This is a genomic window from Streptomyces sp. NPDC093097 (assembly GCF_044754325.1).
Classification (GTDB): domain Bacteria; phylum Actinomycetota; class Actinomycetes; order Streptomycetales; family Streptomycetaceae; genus Streptomyces.
In genome coordinates, this window is record NZ_JBIVOW010000019.1 from 59,189 (window position 1) to 84,391 (window position 25,203).

Below are 25,203 nucleotides of genomic sequence, written 5' to 3' on the forward strand. Positions count from 1 at the left end.
TTCTGCAACCACGTCTGCAGTCATGCAGGTGGATGGCGGGCAAGCGGTGTGGAACCCCCATGGCAGGCGGGTTCTTCTTCGGACGGTGCTTTCCCCGGTGCCCGGGCAAGGAAGGTGTCCCCGCCGGATGACAACCGCATCGGATCAACCGTCGTATCCGTCGAACGGGGGGACGTGACGCCGTGTGTGGCGCACGGCAGCCGAGACGGTGGAGTCGGCATTGCTCTCCCAGGTGATCAGGCCCTTCGCGGCTGCCTCGGTCTGGAGCCGGGTGAAGATGCGGGCCCAGGTTCCGTCCCGCTGCCAGCGGCGGAACGGGTCGTACGGCTGGCTCCAGGGCCCGTACCGCTCCGGGGTGTCCCGCCGCGGCGTCCCGGTCCGGTCCGCCACCGTATGCCGTCGATCAGCTGTCGCCGGGTCCATACCGGCGGCCGACCTGGCTTCTTGCCCTTGGGCGACAGTGGCTCCAGCCGGGCCCACTGTGCATCCGTCAGATCTGCACGTGCCACAAACGTGGATCATCTGCATGATGCTGCGAATCGACCCAGAAGTCCCTGCGCCGGCCTGCCCCTCTACGCCGTCCTCCGCGCGTTACAGACACTCCTGGCCACCTGGACCGGCGCCTGCCGCATTTGCGTCCAACCAGCGTCACGCCCAGAACCACACACTGCAGGACCTGGCAAAGCCCCAGTAGGAGCGTGTAGTTCAGAATGGACAAGCCCCGTCCCTCCGGTGTGTTCTACGCTCAATGTGTGGGTCGTGCACGTCAGTTCACCCAGGGAGGGTGTCAGTGGTAGGGCAGCAGCCGCAGGTCGTGGTGACCGGGAGCGCCGGTTTCGTCGGTTCGGCGATCGTGCGCCGTCTCCGGGCCGCGGGCTGCCCGGTCGTGGGAATCGACCGCCTGTCGTCTCCTGACACGTCCGTGGTGGCGGACCTGCGTGACGCCGCGGCGTGGCGGCACGCGTTGGCCGGGGCCGATGCGGTCGTCCACACGGCAGCTCTGCACGCACCGCATGTCGGTGTGCATTCGGATGACGAGTTCCGTGAGGTCAACGTCGGGGCGACCCGGGATCTGCTGGAGGCGTCGGCCAGTGCAGGGGTGCGCCGTTTTGTGTACACGAGCTCGACCTCGGTGTACGGGCATGCGTTGGAGTCGGCGGACGAGGCTGTCTGGGTCACCGAGGACGTCACCTGCCGGCCGCGGGACATCTACGACGAGACGAAACTGGCGGCCGAACGCCTCGTGCTCTCCGCGGCGGGCACGATGGGCGCGGTGTGCCTGCGCATCGCCCGGTGCTTCCCCGAGCCGCCGGCGATTCGGGCTCGGCACCGGCTTTACCGGGGTGTGGACGTTGCCGATGTGGCAGAGGCGCATCTGTCCGCCGTCCGTGGGCGGCAGCAGGCGGCCGGGGTGCTGAACATCGCGGGTCCGTATCCGTGGCGGGCGGAGGACCGAACGGGGCTGCGGCACGATCCGGTCGCGCTCGTCAGGCGGCGGGCCCCTGAGGTGGTGGCCGGGTTCGGCCGGAACGGATGGGCGCTTCCGACGTCGATCGATCGTGTGTACGTGTCGGCGCGGGCGGGTGCGGTGCTCGGCTACCGCCCTCGTCATGGGGTGGAGGCCCTGTTGGCCGAGCCTCGCACGGGCGGCTGACCTTTCCTTCACGGGAGAAGGGGGCCCTCGGTTTCACCAGCTCATCGTGGTGAGCAGGGGGTGGGGCAGGGCGAGGAGGAGGAGTCCCAGGGATGCCGCGGAGAAGGGGACGATGCGGCGGGGGCTGATCGCGGTGAATGCCAGGTGGGTGGGGATGGCCAGCAGCAGGGTGACTGTTGCGGGGAGCAGGCCCACGGCGCCCAGGCCGAGGAGGACTTCGACCGCGGCGGTCGCGAGGGCCGCGGCCTTGCAGGCGGAGCGGAACGCCGGGGTGCGCAGGAGGGTGGCGAGGTGGGGCAGGCGTGGCACAGGGAGGAAGTCGCGGCTGCCGGCGGCGGCTTGCCAGGCGTTGTAGGCGATGTTGTCCATGAGGACGTGGCCGCTGATGAAGTGCGGTGAGCGGAGCTTGCGGATGCCTGCCACGAGGTACATCTGCGCGGCGAAGAACGAGGCGAGGGAGCCCACGAGCGCGGTGGACGGGATGCCCCGGGCCAGGACGGTGGTCTGCTGCAGGGCCAGGACGGCGAGCAGGACGAGCAGGCACACGCCGGTGTATCGGTGGGCCCCCTCCCGCAGGATCCCCGCCGCGGCGGCGGCGCAGCACAGCAGTGCGGCGCCGGCCGTCCACGGTGAGGGGGGCAGCAAGGCCGCGGGCAGCAGCAGCGCGGCGGTTGCCAGTCCGGTCAGGGCGCGGTGCCGTTGGGTGGCCCAGTCGTCCGGTCCGGCCCAGCCGCGGCCGAGGCGGTAGGTTCCGGCCCGTGGGTAGCTGCGGCGGATGAGGCGGTCGTCGAGCAGTGCCAAGCCGGCCCGCCAGGCGAGGGCGAGGGCCAGGCAGCACATGGCTGCCGCGCTGGCCATCGGGGCCGGCAGGCCGTGCGGGACGGTCATTGCAGCTCCTGCAGTGCCGCGATGAGGCGGGCGTGTCCGGTGCCGGGGGTGAGGGGGGCTGCGTAGAGCCGGCCCGCCGGCCCTCCTGGCTCGCCGGCTTCGTAGCGGATCCGCCAGTCACCTGCCGAGCCGGTGATCAGGCCGTCGAATCGCACCGGTGGTGCGGTGGTGCCGAGCAGGCGGTGCAGTTCCGGGACGTTGAGGAGGTGGCCTTCGGGTTCCAGTCCCAGTTCGCGGTGGCGCACCGGCCGCCACCGCGCGCCGTCCGTCTCGGCCCGGGTCCACAGGAATCCCTTGGAGGATCCGGAGTACATCCCCCAGGAGAACGGCCGGTGCGGGGAGGTCCGTACGCCCCAGACGACGAACAGGACGAGCAGCACCAGTGCGGTGCTTTCGAGGACGGCGTGGAGGAACACGGTGGCGGCCCTTCTGTGCGTCCGGTCAGGGCCGGTCGGTGTGTTCGTAGACCGAGACGTGGTAGGCGCAGCCGTCCCGGAACGGTTCGCCGGCCCAGCTGCCGTGGCGTCGACGCAGTCGCAGACCGGCCAGACGCGCCATCAGGTCCAGCTCGCCCGCCCCCGCGTAGCGGAAGCGGACGTGTACGTGGTGCAGCTGTTCCTCGCTGGTGATCAGGTAGTGGGAGGCGTAGCGCTGGGTTGCCTGGTCGACCTGGCGGTGCCGGACCACCAGCGAGCCGTCGGCGGTGGGCAGCACCCAGCCGGCGGCCGACTGCGGTGCGGACAGGGTCTCCGGCAGCAGGGCGTCGAAGACGAACACCCCGCCCGGTGCCAGTCTGCGTGCCGCCGCCTCGAAGCAGCGCAGTTGGGCGTCCTGGGAGGGGATTTCGAAGAACGTTCCGCTGGCGAGGTAGATCAGTGAGTAGGTGCCGTCGACGGGTACCTCGGTGAAGTCGCCCATCGTGAGCGTGATGCGGTCGCCGCCGGGTCGGGAGCGCAGTTCGGCCGCCATCTCCGGTGATCCCTCGACGCCGTGGACCTCCAGGCCGCGTGCGGCCAGTGGCAGCGCGACGCGGCCGGTGCCGGGGCCCAGTTCCAGTACGGGTCCTGGGCCGGCGAGTTGGGCGAGGAGGGCGACGGTGTCCTCGGTGGGGGCCGCGTGGCCGAACCAGTCGTCGTAGCGTGCGGCGAACCGGGTGGCGTAGGAGTCGGCCGGTTCCCCCGGTGCTGGTGCGGCGGCGGGTTGGTGGGCGGAGCCGGTGTCGGTGTCGGCGGACATGGAGGCGTCTCCTCGGTGGTGGTGCGGGGTCGTCGGCGTGGGGAGGGTCAACCCAGGGGGTGGGGCAGGCGGGTGCGGGCGTCGGTCGGCGGCCGTTGGGTGCGTTCGTCGGCAGGGAGGCGGTGCATGCCGGGGGCGACCAGGCGGACCACGGCGGCGGCCTCGCCCGGTCCGTGGTGGCCGGTGGCCCTGGTGGTGTCCACCAGGACCACGTCGTTCTCGGTGAGGTCGGCGAGTGTGTGTGCCAGGTGGGTGAGTTCGTCGCCGGGTGTTTTGGGCCGGTGTCGGCCTGGTGGGCTGTTGGGGGTCTGTGGGGTGCTTCCGGTGAGCAGGTGGGCCAGGCTGTCCTGCCGGTGGTAGGTGTGCAGGGCGTGTTCCAGTGGCCCGTACGGCGGTTCGTCGCCGGTTGCCTGCAGTCGGCGCCAGGCGGTGTGGGCGGCGGTCGTGCCCAGGCTCCAGCGCACCATCAGCGCCTCGTGGCAGGCCGCGTCCGCCGCCGCGCGGGGCAGGGTCTCGTGGTGGGTGGTGGTCAGGTGTGTCGCGCGGGCGCCGAAGCTCTGTCCGGTCCGGTCCGCTGCGTGCAGGCAGGCCACGACGCAGGCCGTATGCGCCGGGCCGGGCAGTACCACGAACGTGGCCAGCACCCCGAGCGCCGTCAGGGTCTCGCGCAGGGGCTGCGACAGGGTGGGTTCGGCCCCCGTCGCGTAAGCGGTGCGGGGGCCGTTGGAGTACCAGGCGTGCCACAGCAGATGGCGTTCCAGTACTTCCAGGGCGGCGTGCCGTCCGGCTTGGGAGCGGGTGTGGTGGGCGGCCAGGCCGGTGGAGCCCGGGTGCAGCGGTGCGGCGCAGCCGGGCGGCGGGCGGTGCGCCAGATACACCGCACACGCCGGGACCAGGGTCTGGTGGCCATGGGTGAGGGACGTGCCGGGCACCCATAGCATCTCGGCCGTGCGCAACTCGTGGGCGGCGCTGCGGAGTTCGGGCCAGGTCGCGGGGTCGAGGACGGGGGTGCCTTTGCGGCGCAGCACGTCGTAGGAGCCCGCCACACTGCCGCGTCTGCCGGCCTCCGCCTGGCGGCCCGCCAGGACGTTGTCCACGCGTTCCGCCAGTTCCCCGCGGGCGCGGACGGCCACCTCGGCGCGGTCCGTTCCGGCCGCGGCGCCGATCAGGACGGGCCGGCCGCCTGCCGCGTCGTTCGCCGAGAATGCCTGGGACCGGGCGGCGGTGCGCGCGAAGAACAGGTCGGGGGCGGTGGGGAACGGTACGAAGGTCTGCACCGGCCATGGCCGCCCGGGCTCATCACCCGCGTGCTCGGACGTCATCGCGCGGCCCGTTCCAGCACCTGGCGTGCCTGCGCGGTCATCGAGCGGCCGTGGTCGGTGAGTCCGTCGTGTTGCTCGTCCAAGGCGTTGCAGCCGTCGATGCCCTGGCGGGTGAGCAGGTCGTGCCGGGCCTCGACCGCGGCCCTGCCGTCCTGGAGCATGCCGTGGGGCGCTGCCAGGAGCCGTTCGTAGAGCAGCACGCTCCTGGCCAGGACCACGACCTGCTGGAAGAGGCCCGACAGCGGGCGGGGGTCGGCGCGCAGCGGTGTCCGCAGGAGTTCCCCCGACGCGTCGGTGAGGAAGGGCGTGTTCGCCGCGGCGGCGTCGCAACGGTTGTGTGTTCCCTCGTGGACCAGGGCCTCGACCAGGGGCAGCGGCGCGGGCAGGGGGGTTGCGTCGGGGTTGTGCGGGTCGGCCGTCGGGACGACCCGTGCGCTGTTGACGAAGACCACGCCGTGCACGGTGAAGTCGGTGAACCCGTCGATGCCCCACCCCTCCAGCAGCGCCACCTGTCGTACGACGGCTGAGATCTCGGCCAGCATCTCCGGCCAGACCTGGCCCAGGAGGCGATAGGCCTCGTCGAAGGCCTGGTGGTGGCGGGCGTTCCAGGGTGCGACGGTGAGCGCGGCGAGGTCCGCGGCGCGGTCGGGTCGTCGTGGGATGCAGGAGCGGGCTCGGTTCAGGCTCGCTCTGAGGTGCTCCTCCGCGGGTGGCAGGTCGACCAGCCACCGCCCGTCCGCGGTGCGCCGGGCGGCCCGCGCGGCACTGGCGCGAGCACGGTCACCGACGGCGCTCAACTCGCCTGCGAATCGGTCGAGTTGGTCGGCGTCGGGTAGGCCGTGGCGTGCGAGGCGCTGCGCTCGGTGGGCGGCGGCGTGGTAGCCGGGGTAGGCGATCTCGTGGTCCAGAGGCGGGGAGACCAGGGGGAGCACGCGGGACAGGCTGGCGTGCACCAGTCGGGCCACTCCTCGTTCGTCCTCCCGGGCGGCCTCCACGTCGGGCGCGACCTGCACGTTGCCACCCCTCTCGGTGCGGTGAACAGCGCGGTGCGGGGCCGGACAAAGCCCGGCCCCGCACCTGGGGCGCTCTACAACACCCCTGTCCGAACAGAGGTCCGGAGTCAGCGGGGAACGTCGACCATGAGGGCGAACTCGGGAAGGTCTTCCTCCTCCACGGGCTCCAGGACCTCGGTGTCGGCTTCGGTGGTGTCGCGGACTTCTTCCATGACTCCTCCTGGTATTCACGGTTGGACGGCTCCACACAGCCGATATGGAGCCGTTTTGGCCGATAGGCTCAACTCTGCGCGAGATAGCCCGATTGCGCCACTCGGCGTCCATGCCCGGAGTCGGCGCCTGACTGGCGGCAGACGACGCACACCGCGCGCACTCCCCCAGCCCCTCTGGGCCACCCTCGGACGAGGCGCTGCCGCTCAGGCCACCTGACATCTGCGCGTAGTCGAGGGCCGGCCGCTGAGGGCATTCCTGATCGGCGCTCTACGTTCGGCGGCCTGACGGCCGGGAGACCACCGCCCATGGCCGCTACTGCGGCCGTCGCGCTGCCGGAGCCCTACAAGCCGGTGATCGACGGGATCCTGTGGGCGGGCCTGGACGCGCCGCGCGCTGTGGGCGAGCTCAGGCGGGCAGTTTCGTGTCGACGACGAAGCTGATCTCGATGGCCTGGCCGGGGAAGGTCAGTTCAGTGATGCCGAGAACGGTGCTGACCGGGCGGTGGTCGCCGAAGTACGCCAGGTTGCCCTCCAGCGTCGCCGCGGCGTTCTGCTGCAGGTCCACCGCGTACAGAACCTGCGAGACGATCTGCTTCCGGGTGACTCCGTAGTGGCCCAGGACCTTGTCCATGTTGACGTAGGTCTGCTTGAGCTGGGCGGCGAAATCGTTCGCGTGGAGGAACACGCCCGCCTCGTCGAGCGAGAGCTGTCCGGAGACGTGGATCAGGTCGCCGGACTTGATCGCCTGCGAGTAGCCGAAGTCGCTCTCGGCCCGCACGTTGTGGTTGAAAACATCGATCACGGTCATGGTGTTCGCCTTCCTGAACTGCTCTCTTGTGGTTACTCAGGAACCGTAGGAGAGTGACGGCTGAACTGGAAGAACGCACTTTTCGGTGACTGAGGAACCTGATGGTGACCAAGCAACTGCTCAAGGACCTGCCTGAGGACGCTGACCTGAGGCGCGCGGACTCCCTGGCGCGGGAGATCTTCTCGGACGTCGCCAACAAGTGGGCGTTCCTGATCATCGAGGCGCTCGGCGAGCGCACCCTGCGCTTCAGCGAACTGCGGAACGAGGTCGAGGGCGTCAGCCACAAGATGCTCACCCAGAACCTGCGCATACTGGAGCGCAACGGCCTGGTCGACCGGAAGGTGTACCCCACCGTGCCACCGCGGGTCGAGTACACCCTCACCGAGCCGGGCCGGGCCCTGCGCGCCACGGTTGACGCCATATGCGGCTGGACCCACCAGTACCTCGGTCACATCGAGGACGCGCGCCGTCATTTCGACGCCTGACAAGTGCACAGCGCCACACTTTCGTTGCGCGCTTCCTTGATCGATCTCAAGTTGGTGGCCACCAACTCGGCCTGCGCCGCACCTGCTATCGGGCTGCCGAGCCGAACATCTACGAGCTTCAAGATCACCAACTGCTGCCCAAACCAGCAGACAAACGCTGCTGCTTGAGGTGCACAAAGCCAAGCGGCCGACGGCGACGAAGACCGAGAGCGCGAGGAGGGCGCGCACACCCACCCAAGAAGGAAGACCCTCACTCGTCACGTTCGGTGATGCTCACGGAACGTTTGAAGGTCTTGCTGAATGTCGGCTCCTGACAGCTGTTCAGGTGGCGATGTCGGCGAGCCTCGTGACCTCATCGAGGTCGTCCGTGGCGGGAACGAAGATGATCTCGTCCACACCGAGGTCGGTGTACTCCGTGATGGACCGCTCGATCGTCTCCCGGGTGGTGTGAAGCACCGCGTTGGCGGCGATGTCCTTGGGGGCCAGCCGGTAGAAGTCCTCGATGTTCGCCCGTCCGGCCTCGGGGTCGCCCAGTGCGAAATAGGCGAGGACGACGAGTTTCGGGGCGCCCCGGCGGCCTGCCTCCCGCCAGGCCCGTTTCGCCGCCTCGAAGCTGGGCGCTGTCATGGCCGGAGGCAGCGAACCGCCGATGTAGCCCTCTCCCCAGCGCACCATGCGGTCCAGCGCACGAGCGGAGTACCCGCCGAACAACATGGGGACTTGCCGGGTGCCCGACGGCACGGCCGGGTTCGGTCCGTTGCCGACCGGCGCCCCGCTCCAGATCTCGCGGTACGTCGCCAGGTCGGATTCCAACCGCGCGCCACGACCGTGCATGTCGTGCCCGGGCACGGTGAACTCGTCCTCGCGCGACCCGACGCCGACACCGAGCGTGAGACGGGCGCCGGAGACACCGTCGATGCCCGCGATCTCCTTGGCCAGCAGGGCACCGGGCCACGTCGGGGCCAGCAGGACCGCGCTGAGCAGTCCGATCGTGGTGGTCGCCCCGGCCGCGGCCGCGAGCGCGACGGTGTCGCTCACGCCCGGGTATGCGTAGCGCCCGGTCGTGGCGAGGGTGGAAAACCCCGCGCCCTCGGTCCGAACCGCCCAGCGTGGAACGGTCGACGCCGTGACATCGCGGACCTGATTCGGAAGTCCGATGCCGATCTGCACAGTGGTCCCTCTCTGTGGTGAGGTCAGTCCTGCGTCAGGGTGTGCCGGGCAGGCTTCGGAAGAACTCCCGGATGTCGGCCACGAGTAGCTCGGGGGCTTGGAGGGCGGGGAAGTGCCCGCCTCGCTCGTACTCCCGCCAGCGCGTGATCATGTGCGACCGTTTCGCCAGATCCTGGATCGCGTGGTCCCCGGGGAAGTTCGCCACCGCTGTCGGGACCCCCGACGGCGACGGCCTTCCCGCAGGCAGTTCAGCCCCGGCCTCGAAGTAGAGGCGTGCGGCCGAGCCCGCTGTCCTGGTCAGCCAGTAGATGCTGACGTTGGTCAGGATCGCGTCCCGGTCGATGGCGGTGTGCTTGGTCGCGGTGGGGTCGTAGTCGACTAACCACTCGGAATTCCAGGCCAGTTGCCCGACCGGCGAGTCGTTCAGCGCGTAGGCGATCGTCTGTGGGCGGGTGCTCATCTCGTGCATGTAGCCGGAACGCCCATACCACCAGCGCTCATGGTCGAGCGCCCGTTCGCGATCGGCCTCGCCGAGTATGTCGAGCTCATCGGGGGACACGGGCCACGCGGCGAAGGCCAATGCGTTGACGTGCACTCCGATCACCTGTTGTCCGGCAACCCGACCGAGCTCAGGCGCGATGAGACTGCCGAAATCCCCGCCCTGGACCGCGTAGCGCTCGTACCCCAGGTCGCCCATGAGCTGAGCCCAGGCGCGGGCGGTGCGGTTGACGCCCCAGCCGCGCTCGCGGGTCGGGCCGGAGAAGGCGTACCCGGGCAGGGAGGGCGCGACGACGTGAAAGGCGTCGGCCGGGTCGCCTCCGTGTGCACGGGGATCGGTGAGCGGTTCGAGGATCGCCTGGAAGTCGGCGATCGTGCTGGGCCAGCCGTGCGTGATGATCAGGGGTGTCGCGTCCGGCTCGGGGGAACGGACGTGCAGGAAGTGGATGTTCTGCCCGTCGATCTCTGTGGTGAACTGCAGATGCCTGTTCAGCGCCGCCTCGTGCGCTCGCCAGTCGTAGCCCTCGCGCCAGTAACCGACCAGGTCCCGCAGCCATGCCCTGTTGACGCCGTAGGACCAACCGGCCCCAGGCAGCTCATCGGGCCAGCGGGTGCGGTCCAGGCGCTCCGCGAGGTCCATGAGATCTTCTTCGGGTATGTCGATCCGGAAGGGGCGGTGTTCGGATGCCATGCGACTCACCTGGCTTGTGCAGTGCACACTGCGGCGGCACACCGCTGAAGGTGGTGTTGGGCGCGCGGCAACATTCGCCTCTGCGCGTCGTGGTTCGGCGACATGCCACCGTTCCGCGCAGCATGTCGAAGTGGTGCGATGGTCCCGGCAGTCCGAGTACCCGGGGGGACCGCACGGTGTGCGGTCGGCCGCGGCAGGTGGGTCGGGCCGCCCCGGCTGGTCGGTTCAGGCGCCGTTCTCGACCAGAGCCTTGAGCCGCGGCAGGGTCTTCTCGATGCCCTCGGCGCTCCAGCGGGGCCACGGTGTGCGCAGGAGCAGCCCGCGCACAGGCGAGGTGGAGAAGTCGCAGGTCTCGACGACCCGTGTGGCGCCGTCGACCGCTTCGAGTTCGTAGCGCCAGCGGTGCTTGCCGGGGTGGCACCACGCGATGCGCCGGTCCGCCTCGAACTCGACCACCGTGTTCACGATTTGGTAGCGCACACCGAACAGTTTCATGGCTGTCTTGAACGTGTCGCCCAGGCCCAGGCGGTCGGGTCCCGAGACCGCGTTCTTCACGGTGCCTGAGCCGTCGAAGTCGGCGTGGCGGTGCGGATCGGCGAGCACCGAGAACACCGCCGAGGGTAGTGCGGCGATGACGATGCTGCGTGAGATTAAGAGGGGGCGGGGTACGGAGGACATGCGGTTCTCCTCATTCGCTCATTGCGGCCCGAAGCGCAACATGACAACATGTTGCTATGCCCGAGAAGGTAGTGACACGACAACATGTTGTCAAGGATGGCGACCGGGCCTGTGATGCCTACAGCGCGCTGATCGACCAGGTCGGCAGACTCGCCGACGCCGTCGAGGCGATCGGCAACGGCATCGCCCGTCCGACCTGCCAGAGCCTGGCGCGCTGGCAGGTCCTCGCCGAGGTCGAACACGAAGCCGCCCCGGTCGGCGCCATCGCCTGCCGGCTCGGCCACACGCGCCAGGCAGTCCAGCGCGTCGCGGACCTGCTCGTCGAGGACGAACTCGCCTGCTACCGACCCAATCCCGCGCACCAGCGGGCCAAGCTGCTCGAGGTCACCCCGACCGGCCGCGCAGCACTGCACAGGATGCAGGCGGCCTACACCCAGCTTGCCCTCCGCACCACAGAAGGTCTCGACCCGAAAAGGCTCGACCTCGCACGCGAGACCCTCGGTGAGCTGCAGCGCCGCCTCGAATCCGAACTACCCTGACCCATCGAATGGCGCGGCAGCACCCAGGGGATCTCGACGCACAGATCCCCGGCGGGACCGCCACCAGGGCCCACCTCGCCCACCCGGCCGACAAACCGGTCAGGACCCGGGCGCGGACCGTCGAAGACGCCCGTAGATCGAGCGCGTAGAGAACTCCAGCGCAGGGCATGAGGGCGATCTCCCTCGTCGCGCTTACCTCTGCGACGAAATAAGGGAGTTCGGCAGGAATGGCCGGGCATCCGGAGCAGCGGTTGCTGCTGGGCCGTCCCTGCGCACGCATTGCCCCCTTTGGCACCGGATCTCCGGTTAGCTTGTCGTCTATCCAGTTCGACGCGGTTTCGTACCGACTTTGTGGTGGGCGGGGCGGCTGAACGCCTCGCCGGTGGCGAGGACTCTGCCCACGTCATGCCGGGCGGCCAGGCGGCGATTCTTCGAGCCAAATGGCCTTCCTGGTCCGGGTGTTGAGGGTTTCGGTGCACTGGCTGGAGACCCGGTCTTCGCGTGCAGGTTCCTGAACCCTCTGCGGACGCGGGCGGGTGTCAGCCTGTTCGGCTCCGTCGGCTTCTCCCAGGGCCTGCGGAGGTCGGCGGCCAGCGGTCGGGCGAGCCGGAGCTGGGCATAGGCAGCGATCACGAGCCAGGTCCACCGGTCGGCCGCTTCCGAACTGCGGAGCCGGGGCCTGGTCCACCCCAGGGTCTGCTTGAACAGGCGAAATGTGTGCTCGATGTCGAAGCGGCGGAGGAAGGATTGCCAGCAGCGGTCGACATCCGCCTTGGTGGCTCCGGTTTGTGACCACCACAGCCAGACCGGTTTGTTGACCCCGCCGCTGGGCAGCTTCTCCACGACCAGGCGGACGACGGTGCCCTCGATGAGAGGCAGCGGCCCGTCGTGGTCGAGCCACGCGGCCCGGCGGGTCAGCCGCGGGTGCAGCCGGTCCCACGCCTGCGCGGTCGCCTTCCCATAGAGCCGGGTGTCCGTGACCGTCACGGCCTGCTCGGCGCCCCAGGTCGTGGGATCGCCGAAGACGAACTCGCCGCCGTGCTTGGGCGGCCGACCGCCCTCGGGGTTGGCCAGGTGGAACTCTTCGCGGGAGGGGGTCGGACGCCGCATCACCCGGTCCGAACGGAGCCGGCCGAGGATCTCGACGGGCAGCCCGGCCAGCAGGTGGGCGATGCGCGGGGCGTCGTATCCGGCGTCCAGCACGACCAGGATCTCCGGGTCACCCGGTCGCCACTGGCCGGCGGCGACGAGGCGCTCGACGACCTCGCGGATCTGCACCGTGGTCACTGCGGCGACGTCGGCGCCGGGCTCCAGGCGGACCGCGTCCAGCACTGCCGTCCAGGACGTGCGGCCAGTCTCCAGCGCGGCGACCACCGAGTATGGCCAGCCGGGCACCATCTGATGCTTGCCCTCGCCCCGACCGAACGTGTGGCAAAAGGCCTGGTCAGCACACGTGTTGGCGTCCGGTCGCAGCCACGGCGAGACATCCACCGCCGGCACGAGCCGACCGTCCGCCGCCCTCGGCAATGGCGCCCCGGCCAGGGCCCGACGCAGCCGGGCGACGTCGACCCGTCCCTGGTTGAGTCCGCCATACAGGGCTCCGTGCCCACGGCGGTGTTCGGGCGCGAGCGCGAGATCGACCAGTGTCCGCACCGGCCCGTCTGTGCACAGCAGCGCGTCGCACAACTCGACCAAGGCGTCGCCTCGGGCGGTCAGACACGCGTACAGCTCCGACCGGAAGTGTGACACTTCCGCGAACGCATCCCGCAGGACGCTCTGATGCACCAAACTCACGACCACGGCCTTCGCGCTGATCCTCTGCCTCTGTGACGGAGCACAGGATCAGTCGAAGGCCGCCCTTACGTCCACTGAACTGCGAAAACGCCGGTCAAGTTCGATCCGCGTTCGACGCCGGACCCTAAACGACAAGCTTACTGATCGTTTCAGAATGAGGTTCGGAGTCGTCTCAAGCAGGTGGTGTCGGCAGCGAGGTGAAGCAGGCCAGGGTGGAGGTCCCGGACACTCCCGGACGCCTTCGCCATCGCCTGTGAGACGGGGATCCTCGTGCGGGCATGGCAGGCGCACGACGGCGGGCGGGGGCGGTTCTGGCGCTTCTTGTGATGCTTCCTGCGCCTCCGGCTCAGGTGGTTTGGCTCATCTCCTCAGCGCTGCCCGTCCGATGGCCAGAACGGCTCGGCCGTCCAGGTCCGACGCCGGTTGTCAGCGCGGGAGATGTCCCGCCGTGAATGAGGGAGGATCCAAGTGATCGGCAAGATGAGGAATGTTCCGTGGCGGTCGGTGGTCAAGGCAGCCGCGACGGTGGCAGTTCTGTCCCCATTGATGTGGGCGCCGCAGGCCGCCGCAGCATCTGAGGCTTCCATCTCACAAGACGTGAGTTACCGGATCGTGACATTCGCGGACAAGTGCCTGACGGTCCGGAATGAGAGCACCGAGGACGGCGCTCTGATCGACCAGTACCCGTGCAGGGGCCTCAGCGCCCAGAGGTTCACCTTCCACTCGGTCAGTGGCGGGCGGTGGGAGATCAGAACGTTCACGAACAAGTGCCTGACGGTCTGGAATGAGAGCACCGCGGACAGCGCTCTGATCGACCAGTACCACTGCGTGGACCTCGTCGCACAGAAGTTCCGCATCCGCCCGCTCGAGGACGGGCGGGTCGAGATCCTGACGTTTGTGGACAAGTGCTTCACCGTCCGGGATGGGAGCACCGCGGATAGCGCTCTGATTGACCAGTACCCGTGCAGGGACCTCTACGCGCAGAGGTTCCGCCTCGAGCCGGTGTCCTGAGCACGCGTTCCTACGTGTCAGCTGCGTCCGGCGGTTGAAGCAGTCCAAGGTCGCCGCGGCGGCGTAGAGCGGGTGCAGGTACGGAGGGGCCGCGCTGTGTCTGCCGACGCTGTTGGCTGATTCGGCCCCTGATTTGCCCCGTCGAGCGTCAGCTCGGCGGGGCAAAGTCGTGCGAAGTGGCTGGTGCGGGTGCGGGCTCGGGGTGTGCCGGGGAGGTGCGCGTCGATGGGGGCGAGGTTGAGGGCTGCTGCGGTGAGCTGGTGCTGGAGGCTGGTCTTCGCTGGTCCCTGGTAGCGGGATCTGCACGGGCCGCAGTGTCCGGCGTCCTGGGAGATGACGCCTTCGACGTCGGCGCGGATCTTGTAGCGCTCTTTCCAGGTGCCGGTCTGTTGCTCGGCGCGAATGGTGCGGATGGCGTCGTGTTCGGCCTGCTGCTGCCGCGGCATGATCTCGCGGCGGCGGCTGGTGGCCGAGTTGATGCACGAACGCCGGTCGGAGCAGGGGCCGCAGCTGCTGTCAGGGAACCGCACGCGGATGGCCGGCAGGCCTTTGGAATCGGTGCAGGGTACCACTGCGTGGCGGTGGCCCCGTTGGGCAGGTGTCCTGCCTGCGTTCCCAGTCGAGGGTGAACGCGTCCAGCCCGAAGGCGCCTTTGGCTTGGCCGATGCGTTGCCGATCAGCGGCCCGTGCAGTTCGACGCCGTGATCGTCGAGGGCGCCGAGGATGCGAGCAGCGGTGGGATAGCCGGCGTCCACCCAGTGCTCGGCAGCCAGGAAGTCCCCGTCTGCACAAGCTCGTTGACGTCCATGACACCGATATCAACGCTCCCTCACGACTCTCCATCACCACCGAAAGCGAGACAGAGCCGTAAAGATTGACACACCCACATGCCGTTCCGAAACTCGGGGCAGTTCACGTGAGGGAGACAGCTGCGGTGTGGACTATAAGAGTTTATGTCACTCCTCACGCGGCCGACCAGGACGTGCGGCGCCCGGGCGGAGGGGGCTTCGTCGGTTCCGTATCTGCCGTGCTCGATGTCCCTATGAGCGGGTCGAGCCTGTCTCGTGGCCGACCCACGCCTGTCGGCGTGAACTCGGAACCTGGGGGCGGCGGTTGGTCTGCTTCAAGCAGGCCCTGCTCGCTCCGGCCATCTGCGGGACAACGAGACGTTCGCGTAGGTCGGGGCAGGTTTCAGACTCTTTGTGGCGGCTGCTTGGCGGTACGTCGATGAGACGCTCGAGGTCCTTGCGGCCTGGGCCCCTGGCTCGCGGGAGCTCCGGAGGGCCTGGGTGAAGGGCACTTCGTCGTCGTTGACGGCGCTCTCGTCCCCACCGGCCGGATCGCAGCCGATGCGCCGTACTCCTCGCACAAGCACGAGCGTCACGGGATGAACGTGCAGGTCATCGGGCGTGCCGACGAGGTCCCGCTGTGGTTCTCCCGTGCGCTGTCGAGACGGACCCACGACCTGACTGCAGCCAGAGCCGACGGCATTGTGCAGTCCTGTCTCCTCCGACGGAGCCTCGCCCTCGCCGACCGGGCCTGCTGGGGAGGCGGCTCAGTCTTCCGTATCCCGTACCGCGGGCACCGTGAACTCCGCGGGCACTGCAAGCGGTTCAACCACGTCCACGCCAAGATGCGGGCTCCCGGGGAACGCGTCTTCGCCCGATTGAAGATCTGATGCATCTTCCGCCGGGCCCGATGCTCCACCAGCTGCGTCAGCGGCGTCGTCCAGGCCGTCCGCACCCTCCTTACCTGCAGTTGCCCAGGATGGAAGAGCTCCAATAACTCGGTTATTTTCTTCCCGCCGCACCGGTTGAATATCACCCCCCACTCTCCGTGTTATCGCGACGAATCCTACTGCCTTTTCGGGTATCTGTATCTGATTTCTCACTGATTGGTTGGTGATTCCTGTGCCAGTTGTTCGCGATTCAGTTGCGCGTCGTGTTCGAAGGGAGCTGGGTGGAGGTGTGGCGCTAGAACAGACGGTGCGGTCGTGGCTTGAAGGTAGCTTCGGCGTGGATATGGGGCAGGTGCGTATCCACACAGGTGCCGAGGCTGACGGGCTGGCCCGGGCATTCGGGGCTGAGGCGTTTACGGTGGGCGCCGATATTTTCTTCCGGGATGGCTGTTTCAATCCGGGAAGCAGTGTGGGGCGATGGCTGCTGGCGCATGAGGTGGCGCACGCTGCGCGGCAGGGCGATGGGTCTGGAGCGGCTGACGCGGAGTGGGTACAGCCGTATGACGACCTCAGCGAGTACGTGGCGGACGAGGTTGCCACTCTTGTGGTGTCCGGTCGGAAGGTGCCGGGCCCGGCGGCGGCTCCACAGCGGCTTACAGATGCCGCAACGATGTTGGTTCAGTGCCATTCCTCCTGGGAACACCGCATGCTCGGCGACTGCAATACCAACTCGCTGGACGTGGTTGCCAGATCCCTCAACAAAAGTCAGGGTGATTCCGGGACGTTTCTGAACAAGATGCGCCAGCTTTTGCAGTTGTGGCAAACGAATCCCGAGAGCGTAACAGAAGCGCAGATGCAGGCACATTTCCCCGACATTCACGCCATCAGGCTGCAGGGCAGCCAACTACTCGTCACTTATGGAGAGTTGAACACTCTGGCCGATTACCTGCCCCAGCCAGCCGTCCTGGACACCCTGGGCAAGGACATCCTGTTGCCCATCCTGCAGACTGTGCGCCAGGAGACGTACAACAAGATTGGGGCGGACTGGCTCCTGAATGCGCCAAGCGCGAACTTTGCCAACAATCTGGTTGACTGGGGATGGTTGGGGTGGGTCCAGAAGGTTCTCGAGACCGGGGCGATGAATTACCTGACAAGGGATGTTGGCGAACATGGGGTCGCTCATTACAATGGGCTACTTGCCCGCAACGCGTGCCATTTCGCGCCGTATTCGTGGCATCGCTGGTATCAGTTCCACATGATCTCCCGGGAATACGCGATGAATTCCTTCAACGCGGTAGATGGAGCTTCGAGGGCCGAGAACCAATACAAGGCGTGGCTCTATCACGGTTACGCCGACCATTTCCTACAGGACTCCTTTGCCGCCGGCCACCTCATCAACAAGACCTGGGTCATGCAGTGGTTCGTCGAATGGGTTGCGATTAGGGGGATCCCCACTGGGGACTGGGATCAGATCAAGACGATGACGACAGACTTGCAGCCCGGGCTGGCCCCGCGCAGCATGTACACCAGCTGGCCCTATACGGGTACCGTCAAAGATCCCGAAACGGCCCAGGAGATGGATACCTACGAACAACGGAGGGCCGCCTCCGGCGTATCCGGCCCTGACCTCGACACCGCGTACAGTAATTACCTGCACTTCCTGACCAACGGCGTCACCCAGATGTCCACGGCGGCCCTCCACGACTACTACAATGAACAGTCCCTGTGGGTCTCCGCCCCGGAACGTACCATCCCATTCCAGATCTGGGGCGATGACACCATGCTCAAGGGTGGCGACGGTGTACGTATCGCCTCCGAGACCGCGAAGATGTCCCAACAGGCCATCCTCAATATCCTCGCCACCGGCGCCGACCTTGGCATCAGCCCACAGCTCATCCGCAACCATTTCCCCAACAAGGCCGGAACCAGCGCATCCAGCCTCGTTCCCCTGGAGGACTTTCAGGACACGGTTCACGACAGGGCAACCAATTTCCTGTACGGGCAGTTCGGCACTCAGTCCCAGCTCGCTACGTACGCTGCCACCTGGGCTCTCTCTCCCAGGCTTGGCAAGGTCTCCCTCGACGACAACTTCACCGTCGGTAATCCTGTCCACCACTGGATCCGCAGGGGAAGCGATAACTGGTACGAAGCACCCAGCCAGAGGTGGAGTGCCTCGACCGCGCCGACTCTCTGTGAATACAACAGTAAGCTGTACGCTGTCTTCGCCAGGCTCGACGGGACCTTGGTGTGGAATCGCTACAGTAACGGGGCATGGGAATGGGGAACTCCACAAACACTGGGCCCCGTAGGCCAGTCCTTCGCGTCAAACTTCGCCGCGACGCTGACTGTCTGGAATAACCGACTGTACTGCGCCTATATCGACAGGGGCGACCGCACCATTCGGGTGAACTTCTATAACGGCTCGAGCTGGAGCTCCCCTGAGCGCGTCCCGGGCACCAGCAGTTCAATCGATTCAATGTCGCCTGCGCTTGCTGGAATCGGGAACAGTCTATTTCTGGTGTTTCGGGGAGCTGTGGCCGGGAGCACTTATTTCACCGAATACAATGCCCTTCTGGGGTGGGGTTCGCCGCAACTCATCCCCGACTGGAATACTGCAAGCCCTGTAGCGGCCTGCAACGCTAACGGTTTTCTGCGCGTTGCCCGTAGGGGGACCGAATTCCGTATTAATGTCGCCACTCGTCAAAGTGGCGTCTGGGCTAAGACTCAATACGGTGATATCGACTCCTGGCGCACCCAGGCTGGACCATCGATGGCCGCTGACGGCTCACAGCTGTGGATGGCTTACTTCGGCCCAGATAACCACGTACACGTCGGGCGCAGCACCACACCCCCTGATGGCAGTACCTCCTGGACCCATGATTTCAGCATCACCGAGGACAACAGCATGCCTGAGGCACCAGGCCTCGCCCTTTTCGACGGCCAGGTTCATGTGATGTTCCGCTATTGAACCGAAAATGGTGGGTTTCCTGCAGGATCGTGTAGCGCACGTGGCGGGCTCTGAAGTAGCCACAGACGATGCGGGGTTGTCGTTTTCTGCGGTGCAGGAAGCGCCAGGTCTTGTCGCCGACGAAAGGCGGCGCGGGGGGCTTGGACATGGTGTTTCAGGCCGGCGTTCAACAGCTCGTCGGGGTTGAGCTCGGGGCTATACCCGGGCATCAGGTGCAGCTCGAGGCGCTCGGCGTGCTTCTCGAGCCAGGCCCAGACGGTCTTGCTGCGGTGACCGGGTGCCGGTCGGCGCTCATGTGGGCCTTGTGGTCGGCCTGACGGGCGAGGCGTTCGAGGAACGAGCACATCACCTCCGCGGTGAACTTGCCGGGAAAGACGGTGAACCACAGGGCGCCACGTGAGGCGACAGCAGGCATGATGTTGCCTTGAAGCGGTGGCCGTAGACCTGCACCAGCGGGGTCTGCCCGGTCGGCGCCCAAGACCGGCCCGGCGGGGCGGCCTTGGGCGCCGACCGCACCAATCGGCCCGGACCAGCTCGGTCTACTCCCGTTTCGCCCACACGGCGATCGCCGGATATTCCTCCTCCGGCCACGCCCGCACTGCTTCCGGCTACTGCCAGTACGAGCGGCGGGCAGGCCGTGCCGGCGCGGCCACGTGCGATGTGCCCACTCCCTGCTCGGTCTTCGACACCCCGCAGACCAGCTCGATCAGCACCCTCACCGAGGCGCAGGTCCACAGCACACCAGTGTGCCCGATATCGGCCAGGGCGTAGTCCAACATCGCCTGAACACCGCCCCGCGCACCAAGTTCTCCAGCAACTCATCCGTCCCTGCTCGTTGCTGGCGCACCACCAACGAGCAGGAAACCCATCAGCTTCGTAGATGGTCGTTGAGAGCGTCTGCGACCAGCTCGGTGCGCAGGTGGTCGGCGGTGGCCCACCCGATCACGCAGCGGGTGGTGATGTCGATGACGGCGGCCAGACACAGCCCGGGGCAGAACCCCTGATCTTGAATGTCCGTCAATCCGAATCAAGCCCAATCCGACTGACTACGGTCGACACATGGGATAGGAGAACACTGTTATGTGGAAGATTTGTACCGTCACCAACAACTCATCCAACCCTCTGTGGCTTGCATACTACGTCGACCCCAACACTCGCACCGACTCCTTGGACCTCTGCACCGCGCCTGACCGCGTCGACGTTGCCCCCGACCACCCGAGATACCCCAGACGGCGTGGATCAACGACCCAGCCAAGCGCAGGGAGCCCGCACCACAAACCTCGTAGCATCACGACCGTCTCACTGGACTTGAAATCCTCCGGGAGATGCTCGCCTGCCCCTGCCTGGCCTCTACGACCCCACAGGCCCGGGCGAGCTGCTGTTCCCGACGACATGCTCCACACCGTGCTCCGGCACCGCGCGGGCGGAGAGTCCGTCGAGCAGATCCAGCCCGACCCGATCATCCCCACCGGCAAGCGCAAGAGCCAGAACCCCTCCGTCGCCAGCATCTACCGGGCGCTCACCGAACACCCCAAGCGCGAGGCATACCCCGAAGCCGTCGAACAAGCCCACGCCGACTTCGCCGCCCTCCAGGCCGGCGAAGTCCCTGGACCTCGCCTCGCTCTCCCTGATCGAGCGCCACTCTGATTGCAGAGAGCTGCTTACCACTTCGCCGTAACTTCGGGAGAACAGGGCCCAGTTCTACGTCCCGGCGCGCTGCGCCAACCCGTTCAGGATGAGGGCGAGGCCCGCTTCGAACGCCGACTCGTGATCGATCACCGGCACGTCAGCCGGTAGCTCCGCGCTGGCGCCGGTATCCGCCTGTTCCTCCAGGACGCTGCCGACCGTGAAGCGGCCGGCGGCCAGCATCGCCATCTGCGCGTCCCGCTCGGGCACTCCGGAGGTGACGAGGAAGTCCATCTTGCGGCGGATCCGGTCGAGGTCGCCGGCGGGAGTGCTGCCGGCGTGCACCCGCGCGCCGTCCCGGCGCATCAGCAGGGTGCGCCGGAAGCTGCGTGTGTTGTCCAGGAACCACTCCTGCCAGTCGTCGCCGGGCTCCGGCAGAGGGGCGGTCGCGTGGGGCGCCATCGCCGCCTCCGCCATGGCAGCGAGGAGGTCCTTCTTGGTGCGGAAGTACCAGTAGAGCGCCGGCTGCTCCACGCCGAGCCGTTTCGCCAGGCGCCTCGTGCTGACGGCGTCCAGTCCCACCTCGTCGAGCAGGTCAAGCGCCTCGGCGACGACGGCCGCACGGTTGATCTTGGTCACGTTGACAATCTATCGCTGATAAACAACCCTGGGAAGGAATCATTCACTGATAAATTCTGGGGTGATCGCGATATGGCACAGACGTCGGGAACGCAGCCCCTGCGGATCTTCATAGCCGGCGGCGGGATCGCAGGCCAGGCCCTGGCCTACTGGCTCACGCAGGGCGGCCACCGGGTGACCGTCGCCGAGCGCTTCCCAGCGCTGAGGGCCGCCGGGGCCCAGGTCGACCTCCGAGGGCAGGGCATCGAGGCCGCCGAGCGGATGGGGCTCCTCGACGCCATCCGCGGCAAGCTCGTGGACGAGGCGGGCGTCGCCTTCGTCGACGACCGCGGCAGGGCCAAGGCGACGATCATGGCCAACACCTCCGGCCGGGGCCGACAGACCCTCACGTCCGAGTACGAGATCATGCGCGGCGACCTGGTGCGCATCCTCCACGACGCGACGAAGGACGACACCGAGTACGTCTTCGGCACCGCCGTGGACGGCTTCGAGCAGGACGAGGACGAGGTCGTCGCGCACTTCTCCGACCGACCCTCCCGCGCATTCGACCTCCTGGTCGGCGCGGACGGGCAGGGATCGCGCATCCGGCGGGCGATCCTGCCGAAGGGCTTCGACCCGTACTGGCGGGTGGGCGTCCACATGGCGTACTGGTTCGTTCCGCGCATCGCGTCGGACGGCAACATCCGGGACACCTACATGGTCCCGGGCGGCCGTCAGATCATGCGCCGCAGCCACAACCCGACCGAGACCCAGGTGTACTTCGTGATGCGGGAGGAGTCCGAGGACGCCTCGGCGATCCACCGCGCACCCGTCGAGCGCCAGCAGGAGTTCTGGGCGAGCAGGTTCCGCGACGCCGGGTGGCAGACCGAGCGCTTCATCGAGGGCATGCGGACCAGCCCGTTCTTCTACTCCCAGGAGGTCGTACAGGTCCGCACCGACACCTGGTCCAAGGGCCGCGTGGTCCTCGTCGGCGACGCCGCCCACTGCGCCTCCCCCTACAGCGGCATGGGCATCTCCGGCGGCCTGGTCGGCGCCCACGTCCTGGCTGGTGAGATCAACCGCCACCCGGGCGACCTGCCGACCGCGCTGGCGAACTACGACAGGACGCTGCGGCCCTTCGTCGACGAGATCCAGGGCGGGGTGAATCCGCGCCTCCTGCGTCTGGGGATGCCGACGACCCGACGCGCGATCGGCGCCTTCCAGGCCGCCACCGCGCTCGCCTGCTTCCTGCACGTCCCCGACCTCGTCGCCCGCCTCTCGAAGGAGGACCGCGGCGGCAGCTGGCAGCTCCCCGAGAACCCGGCACCGATCAGCGCCCCTTGAACGCAACCGGGTAGCGGGGACCGTTGGCCGTCGTGACCAGGGCCTGGTCGGCGGCGCGAAGGTCTGGCGGGAGGTGATGTCGAGGCATCCGGAGATCAGGGCGGCGGAGTCTCCTGCGGTGTACTTCGAGCGCAGCAAGCGCGCTATCCAGCAGACACTCTTGATGAGGAAACTCCCCGCCGCCACGGCGATCCAACTGTGAGGACGAGGTCCATGTCCATTTTCTCCGGAGAGTACCTGCGACTTGGCCCCCTGCAGACCCGAATCGAGACCCATCGCCGGTACAGCGAGCGTGTCGACGACGTGGAGGCCGCCGTCCTCGCTGAACTCCGGTTGGCTGCCGCCGAATCGCTGCTTGATGTCGGTTGCGGTACGGGCTCGTTCCTGTCCCGCCTTCGGGAGTCTGGACATATCGGCGCCCTGAGTGGGCTGGATTCCTCCCCAGCCGCGACGGAGGCGTGCGCCGCCGTAAGGGGCGTGCGGGCCGTGACCGGGGACGCGATCGCGTTGCCGTTCCCGGATGACGAGTTCGATGCCGTGACGGCGCGTCACATGCTTTACCACGTCTCAGATGTGTCGCAGGCACTGAAGGAGGCCAGTCGAGTCCTGCGCCCTGGAGGGCGAGTCGTGGCCGTCGTCAACCACGCCGAGGTAACTCCCCGCATCGCTTCCGTCGTGCGGGAGCAGGCGGCGGCGCGCGGTCTCGCGCCCATGGCCTCGCCGAACGCCACCGTGAACTCCGGGAGCCTGCCGGACCAACTGGCCGATGTCTTCGACGAGGTCCGAACGGTGGTGTACGACAACTGCCTCGTCTTCGACTCGTCCGAGCCGGTCATCGCGTTCGGAGAAGCGCTCATGAACTTCTACGGCGTCGGGGACGACTCCTCGCACCGCGAGGCGGTCGCGGCGGGGATCAGCGACGAGGTACGGCGATGGTTCGCGAGCAACCAAGGCCCCTGGCGCGATCCCAAGGGCTATGCGGTCTGCACCGGCCGCCGCTGACCCACGGGCTGGGCGGCAGCCCCCAAGGCTGTTGGAGCTCGATGCGGCAGGGGCGTTGAGGGCGGCGCATGTGCGTGCGGGCGCCCAGGTCGGTGGGGTGGATGTGCGCACAGTGTGGCGCTGGCTGGAGGTGGCGCGGACGCAGGGCCGTGTGACGTATGAGGGCCTCTTCCTCGCGACCTGCTCAGTGAGCCGATGGGCGAAAGGACATGGGCGTCAAGCGGTTCTGCTAGCTCTTCCGAGCCAAGGGCCCTGTCCCGTGCGGCGGCTGGTCCAGGGGGTGCACGGCGATGGCGATCTTGCCGCGGGGGCGTCTGCGGCCCTCACTGGTAGAGCCGCCTTCCAGCAGTGTGTGCGCCTGTGCGATGTCGGCCAGCGGTAGCACGGCGCCGATCATCGGTCGAAGTTCTCCCTGGTCGACCAGTTGGCCGAGGGCCTCGAGCTTCGCCCGGCCGGGGCTGGCGAAGACGAAGTGGTAGGTCGCGTTCACGCCCCACGCGGCGAGCAGGTTCTGGGGTTCGGGGATGTCCACGAGGGACACTACGCGGCCTCGGTCGGCGAGGACCTCCGGGCTGCGGGTGAGGGTGTCCCCGCCTACGGTGTCCAGTACGACGTCCACCCCGCCCATCGCGCGGACCTGCGGCACGTAGTCACCGGTCGAGAAGTCGATCGCGAGGTCGGCGCCCAGTTCGGTGACGAACTCGTGATCCCTGGCCCGCGCGGTGGTCACCACCTCGGCCCCGAGCGCGCTGGCGATCTGGACGGCGACCGAGCCGACCCCGCCCGCTCCGCCGTGCACCAGGACCCGTTCCCCGGCCCGCACTCCGGCGCGTTCGACCAGTGCCTCCCACACCGTCACGCCCACAAGCGCGAGACCAGCAGCCTCGACATGCGACAAGCGCGCGGGCTTGTGGGCGACCAATGCCTGGTCGACCACGTGGAACTCGGCATAGGTTCCCTGCCCGGCGAACACCGGCGCCATGTACCAGACCTCGTCGCCCGGCTGGAAGTCGTCTGCCACGGGGCCGGTCTCGATCACCACGCCGGACACGTCGTTGCCGATCACCGCAGGCAGCGCCACCTGGTCGTGGTAGTCGCCGCGCCGGGTCTGCAGATCGAGGGGGTTCACGGACGTGGCCATCACACGCACCAGTACCTGGCCGGGCCCCGGAGTAGGTCTTGGCAGCTCTCGGGTGGTGAACGCGGTGTCCGGGCCACCGAAGCGGACGAGTTCCATCACACGCATCGAAGTCGACATGCGGCAACCATAGATTGGCATATTTCAAATCGTCAATATGTATCTGGGCTACGATGCGCATGTGTTTTCGGAGGCGGAGTTGCTGGCTGTGTTCCGGGCCCTGTCCAATCCGGCCCGCCGCCAGATGCTGGTGTGGCTCAAGGAGCCGATGAGCTTCCCCGGCCAGGAGCTCGACGACGTCGAGATCGGTGTATGCGTGACCGACATCCAGCGGCGTGCGGGTCTGAGTCAGCCAACTACCTCGCAGTACCTCACGATGCTGCGGCAAGCAGGGTTGGTGGTCGCCACCCGGCGAGGCAAGTGGACGTACTACCGCCGCGACGAAGCGAATATCGCCCGCCTCGTGGAGACCCTGCGCGACGTCTTCTAGGCCCCATACCGGGGGCCGCAGGCTCCGGGTTGCACGGCGCCGCGCCTGGCACACGTCCTCGGCACGCGGCGGTCCCGGCCCGAGGGCCGGCCATCGCGCGGCGAGGGCGTCGCCGAGGTCGATGAAGCCGGTGTCGGGACGGAGAGGCTGACCGTCTGCGGCGTCTCGGGCGCGATGGTAGCTGCGTTGCCATTTCAGGTTCCAGGGCGGGCGCCACCAAGGGTCGATGGCAGCGAGGGCCTGCTGCCGTTCAGCTGACAGGACGCCGCGTTGTTGCTGGCTTCGTTGGCCGGCGAGCCATCGGCCCAGTGGGCATCAGCGGTGGACGGTGGTCGCGCTG

Annotated in this window: 25 protein-coding genes and 3 pseudogenes; 11 read left to right on the plus strand and 17 right to left on the minus strand. The window is 67.8% G+C overall.

What is annotated here, in order from left to right; genetic code table 11:
* Positions 1–144: 144 nt before the first annotated feature.
* Positions 145–509 (minus strand): annotated as a pseudogene (locus tag ACIQE0_RS28060) (transposase).
* Positions 510–790: 281 nt separating this feature from the next.
* Between ACIQE0_RS28060 and ACIQE0_RS28065 the strand changes: the two are divergent.
* Complete coding sequence (locus ACIQE0_RS28065) at positions 791–1,654, plus strand: NAD-dependent epimerase/dehydratase family protein (RefSeq protein ID WP_402337350.1); 864 nt, start codon at positions 791–793, stop codon at positions 1,652–1,654.
* Between the two features lie 33 nt (positions 1,655–1,687).
* On the opposite strand, the gene ACIQE0_RS28070 is transcribed toward ACIQE0_RS28065, so the two are convergent.
* The 6 genes from ACIQE0_RS28070 to ACIQE0_RS28095 all read right to left on the minus strand — a co-directional run bounded on the left by ACIQE0_RS28070 (position 1,688) and on the right by ACIQE0_RS28095 (position 7,133).
* On the minus strand, positions 1,688–2,542 hold the full coding sequence (locus ACIQE0_RS28070) for a hypothetical protein (RefSeq protein ID WP_402337353.1): 855 nt from the start codon (positions 2,540–2,542) through the stop codon (positions 1,688–1,690).
* Positions 2,539–2,958, minus strand: a complete 420-nt coding sequence (locus ACIQE0_RS28075; RefSeq protein WP_402337356.1) for a hypothetical protein — start codon at positions 2,956–2,958, stop codon at positions 2,539–2,541. Before ACIQE0_RS28075 ends, ACIQE0_RS28070 begins: the two co-directional genes overlap by 4 nt.
* 25 nt (positions 2,959–2,983) lie before the next feature.
* Complete coding sequence (locus ACIQE0_RS28080; RefSeq protein ID WP_402337358.1) at positions 2,984–3,778, minus strand: class I SAM-dependent DNA methyltransferase; 795 nt, start codon at positions 3,776–3,778, stop codon at positions 2,984–2,986.
* Between the two features lie 47 nt (positions 3,779–3,825).
* A complete protein-coding gene (locus tag ACIQE0_RS28085) occupies positions 3,826–5,100 on the minus strand; it encodes a YcaO-like family protein (RefSeq protein WP_402337360.1) in 1,275 nt (424 codons plus the stop codon).
* On the minus strand, positions 5,097–6,113 hold the full coding sequence (locus tag ACIQE0_RS28090; RefSeq protein WP_402337363.1) for an aKG-HExxH-type peptide beta-hydroxylase: 1,017 nt from the start codon (positions 6,111–6,113) through the stop codon (positions 5,097–5,099). Before ACIQE0_RS28090 ends, ACIQE0_RS28085 begins: the two co-directional genes overlap by 4 nt.
* Positions 6,114–6,731: 618 nt before the next feature.
* Positions 6,732–7,133, minus strand: coding sequence for a RidA family protein (locus ACIQE0_RS28095; protein ID WP_384096892.1), 402 nt, complete (start codon positions 7,131–7,133; stop codon positions 6,732–6,734).
* A 101-nt stretch (positions 7,134–7,234) separates the two neighbouring features.
* Between ACIQE0_RS28095 and ACIQE0_RS28100 the strand changes: the two genes are divergently transcribed.
* Complete coding sequence (locus ACIQE0_RS28100; RefSeq protein ID WP_402337365.1) at positions 7,235–7,618, plus strand: winged helix-turn-helix transcriptional regulator; 384 nt, start codon at positions 7,235–7,237, stop codon at positions 7,616–7,618.
* Between the two features lie 321 nt (positions 7,619–7,939).
* Here the strand turns inward: ACIQE0_RS28100 and ACIQE0_RS28105 are convergent, their stop codons facing one another.
* The 3 genes from ACIQE0_RS28105 to ACIQE0_RS28115 form a co-directional block, all read right to left on the minus strand.
* On the minus strand, positions 7,940–8,788 hold the full coding sequence (locus ACIQE0_RS28105; RefSeq protein ID WP_402337368.1) for an LLM class flavin-dependent oxidoreductase: 849 nt from the start codon (positions 8,786–8,788) through the stop codon (positions 7,940–7,942).
* Positions 8,789–8,822: 34 nt separating this feature from the next.
* Positions 8,823–9,977 carry an epoxide hydrolase family protein gene (locus tag ACIQE0_RS28110; RefSeq protein ID WP_402337370.1) on the minus strand — a complete coding sequence of 385 codons (1,155 nt, stop codon included), beginning with the start codon at positions 9,975–9,977 and terminating at the stop codon, positions 8,823–8,825.
* A gap of 225 nt (positions 9,978–10,202) precedes the next feature.
* The gene (locus ACIQE0_RS28115) at positions 10,203–10,655 is read right to left on the minus strand and encodes an SRPBCC family protein (protein WP_366336579.1); all 453 of its coding nucleotides are present in this window, start codon (positions 10,653–10,655) and stop codon (positions 10,203–10,205) included.
* A gap of 56 nt (positions 10,656–10,711) precedes the next feature.
* On the opposite strand from ACIQE0_RS28115, the gene ACIQE0_RS28120 reads away from it, so the two are divergent.
* On the plus strand, positions 10,712–11,194 hold the full coding sequence (locus ACIQE0_RS28120) for a MarR family winged helix-turn-helix transcriptional regulator (RefSeq protein WP_402337373.1): 483 nt from the start codon (positions 10,712–10,714) through the stop codon (positions 11,192–11,194).
* Positions 11,195–11,512: 318 nt separating this feature from the next.
* On the opposite strand, the gene ACIQE0_RS28125 is transcribed toward ACIQE0_RS28120, so the two are convergent.
* Positions 11,513–12,988 carry an NF041680 family putative transposase gene (locus ACIQE0_RS28125; protein WP_402337376.1) on the minus strand — a complete coding sequence of 492 codons (1,476 nt, stop codon included), beginning with the start codon at positions 12,986–12,988 and terminating at the stop codon, positions 11,513–11,515.
* Positions 12,989–13,456: 468 nt separating this feature from the next.
* Between ACIQE0_RS28125 and ACIQE0_RS28130 the strand changes: the two genes are divergently transcribed.
* Positions 13,457–13,999, plus strand: a complete 543-nt coding sequence (locus ACIQE0_RS28130) for an RICIN domain-containing protein (RefSeq protein ID WP_366336573.1) — start codon at positions 13,457–13,459, stop codon at positions 13,997–13,999.
* A gap of 125 nt (positions 14,000–14,124) precedes the next feature.
* On the opposite strand, the pseudogene ACIQE0_RS28135 reads toward ACIQE0_RS28130, so the two are convergent.
* Positions 14,125–14,787, minus strand: a pseudogene (locus ACIQE0_RS28135) (transposase); the annotation flags it as partial.
* 165 nt (positions 14,788–14,952) lie between these two features.
* On the opposite strand from ACIQE0_RS28135, the pseudogene ACIQE0_RS28140 reads away from it, so the two are divergent.
* A pseudogene (locus ACIQE0_RS28140) lies at positions 14,953–15,767 on the plus strand (transposase family protein); the annotation flags it as partial.
* A 133-nt stretch (positions 15,768–15,900) separates the two neighbouring features.
* Entirely contained in the window at positions 15,901–18,645 is a 2,745-nt protein-coding gene (locus tag ACIQE0_RS28145) for a DUF4157 domain-containing protein (protein ID WP_402337617.1), read from the plus strand.
* Here the strand turns inward: ACIQE0_RS28145 and ACIQE0_RS28150 are convergent.
* From ACIQE0_RS28150 to ACIQE0_RS28160, 3 genes are all read right to left on the minus strand, one after another.
* Positions 18,639–19,031, minus strand: a complete 393-nt coding sequence (locus tag ACIQE0_RS28150) for a transposase (RefSeq protein WP_402337379.1) — start codon at positions 19,029–19,031, stop codon at positions 18,639–18,641. The two genes, ACIQE0_RS28145 and ACIQE0_RS28150, sit on opposite strands and share 7 nt — an antisense overlap.
* 222 nt (positions 19,032–19,253) lie before the next feature.
* Positions 19,254–19,424 carry a hypothetical protein gene (locus ACIQE0_RS28155; protein WP_402337381.1) on the minus strand — a complete coding sequence of 57 codons (171 nt, stop codon included), beginning with the start codon at positions 19,422–19,424 and terminating at the stop codon, positions 19,254–19,256.
* Positions 19,425–19,513: 89 nt separating this feature from the next.
* Entirely contained in the window at positions 19,514–19,666 is a 153-nt protein-coding gene (locus ACIQE0_RS28160; protein WP_366336653.1) for a hypothetical protein, read from the minus strand.
* 383 nt (positions 19,667–20,049) lie between these two features.
* Between ACIQE0_RS28160 and ACIQE0_RS28165 the strand changes: the two genes are divergently transcribed.
* Complete coding sequence (locus tag ACIQE0_RS28165; RefSeq protein ID WP_402337384.1) at positions 20,050–20,292, plus strand: hypothetical protein; 243 nt, start codon at positions 20,050–20,052, stop codon at positions 20,290–20,292.
* 54 nt (positions 20,293–20,346) lie between these two features.
* Here the strand turns inward: ACIQE0_RS28165 and ACIQE0_RS28170 are convergent, their stop codons facing one another.
* On the minus strand, positions 20,347–20,910 hold the full coding sequence (locus ACIQE0_RS28170; protein WP_402337387.1) for a TetR/AcrR family transcriptional regulator C-terminal domain-containing protein: 564 nt from the start codon (positions 20,908–20,910) through the stop codon (positions 20,347–20,349).
* A gap of 72 nt (positions 20,911–20,982) precedes the next feature.
* On the opposite strand from ACIQE0_RS28170, the gene ACIQE0_RS28175 reads away from it, so the two are divergent.
* The 3 genes from ACIQE0_RS28175 (at position 20,983) to ACIQE0_RS28185 (ending at position 23,235) form a co-directional block, all read left to right on the plus strand.
* Positions 20,983–22,233 (plus strand): FAD-dependent monooxygenase, encoded by a 1,251-nt coding sequence (locus ACIQE0_RS28175; RefSeq protein ID WP_402337390.1) that lies wholly within the window; start codon positions 20,983–20,985, stop codon positions 22,231–22,233.
* A 76-nt stretch (positions 22,234–22,309) separates the two neighbouring features.
* Positions 22,310–22,435, plus strand: coding sequence for a hypothetical protein (locus tag ACIQE0_RS28180; RefSeq protein ID WP_366336562.1), 126 nt, complete (start codon positions 22,310–22,312; stop codon positions 22,433–22,435).
* Positions 22,436–22,446: 11 nt separating this feature from the next.
* Positions 22,447–23,235, plus strand: coding sequence for a class I SAM-dependent methyltransferase (locus ACIQE0_RS28185; protein WP_402337394.1), 789 nt, complete (start codon positions 22,447–22,449; stop codon positions 23,233–23,235).
* A 229-nt stretch (positions 23,236–23,464) separates the two neighbouring features.
* On the opposite strand, the gene ACIQE0_RS28190 is transcribed toward ACIQE0_RS28185, so the two are convergent.
* Positions 23,465–24,493, minus strand: coding sequence for a zinc-binding dehydrogenase (locus ACIQE0_RS28190; RefSeq protein WP_402337397.1), 1,029 nt, complete (start codon positions 24,491–24,493; stop codon positions 23,465–23,467).
* A 61-nt stretch (positions 24,494–24,554) separates the two neighbouring features.
* Between ACIQE0_RS28190 and ACIQE0_RS28195 the strand changes: the two genes are divergently transcribed.
* Positions 24,555–24,863, plus strand: a complete 309-nt coding sequence (locus ACIQE0_RS28195) for a metalloregulator ArsR/SmtB family transcription factor (RefSeq protein ID WP_366336646.1) — start codon at positions 24,555–24,557, stop codon at positions 24,861–24,863.
* The last annotated feature ends 340 nt before the right edge of the window (positions 24,864–25,203 follow it).

Bases quoted from the DNA above. Each gene is read 5' to 3' on its own strand.
- ACIQE0_RS28070 (WP_402337353.1), bottom strand. From the start codon at position 2,542: ATGACCGTCCCGCACGGCCTGCCGGCCCCGATGGCCAGCGCGGCAGCC.
- ACIQE0_RS28080 (WP_402337358.1), bottom strand. From the start codon at position 3,778: ATGTCCGCCGACACCGACACCGGCTCCGCCCACCAACCCGCCGCCGCA.
- ACIQE0_RS28085 (WP_402337360.1), bottom strand. From the start codon at position 5,100: ATGACGTCCGAGCACGCGGGTGATGAGCCCGGGCGGCCATGGCCGGTG.
- ACIQE0_RS28095 (WP_384096892.1), bottom strand. From the start codon at position 7,133: ATGACCGTGATCGATGTTTTCAACCACAACGTGCGGGCCGAGAGCGAC.
- ACIQE0_RS28100 (WP_402337365.1), top strand. From the start codon at position 7,235: ATGGTGACCAAGCAACTGCTCAAGGACCTGCCTGAGGACGCTGACCTG.
- ACIQE0_RS28110 (WP_402337370.1), bottom strand. From the start codon at position 9,977: ATGGCATCCGAACACCGCCCCTTCCGGATCGACATACCCGAAGAAGAT.
- ACIQE0_RS28115 (WP_366336579.1), bottom strand. From the start codon at position 10,655: ATGTCCTCCGTACCCCGCCCCCTCTTAATCTCACGCAGCATCGTCATC.
- ACIQE0_RS28120 (WP_402337373.1), top strand. From the start codon at position 10,712: ATGCCCGAGAAGGTAGTGACACGACAACATGTTGTCAAGGATGGCGAC.
- ACIQE0_RS28155 (WP_402337381.1), bottom strand. From the start codon at position 19,424: ATGTTGGACTACGCCCTGGCCGATATCGGGCACACTGGTGTGCTGTGG.
- ACIQE0_RS28175 (WP_402337390.1), top strand. From the start codon at position 20,983: ATGGCACAGACGTCGGGAACGCAGCCCCTGCGGATCTTCATAGCCGGC.
- ACIQE0_RS28180 (WP_366336562.1), top strand. From the start codon at position 22,310: ATGTCGAGGCATCCGGAGATCAGGGCGGCGGAGTCTCCTGCGGTGTAC.
- ACIQE0_RS28185 (WP_402337394.1), top strand. From the start codon at position 22,447: ATGTCCATTTTCTCCGGAGAGTACCTGCGACTTGGCCCCCTGCAGACC.
- ACIQE0_RS28190 (WP_402337397.1), bottom strand. From the start codon at position 24,493: ATGTCGACTTCGATGCGTGTGATGGAACTCGTCCGCTTCGGTGGCCCG.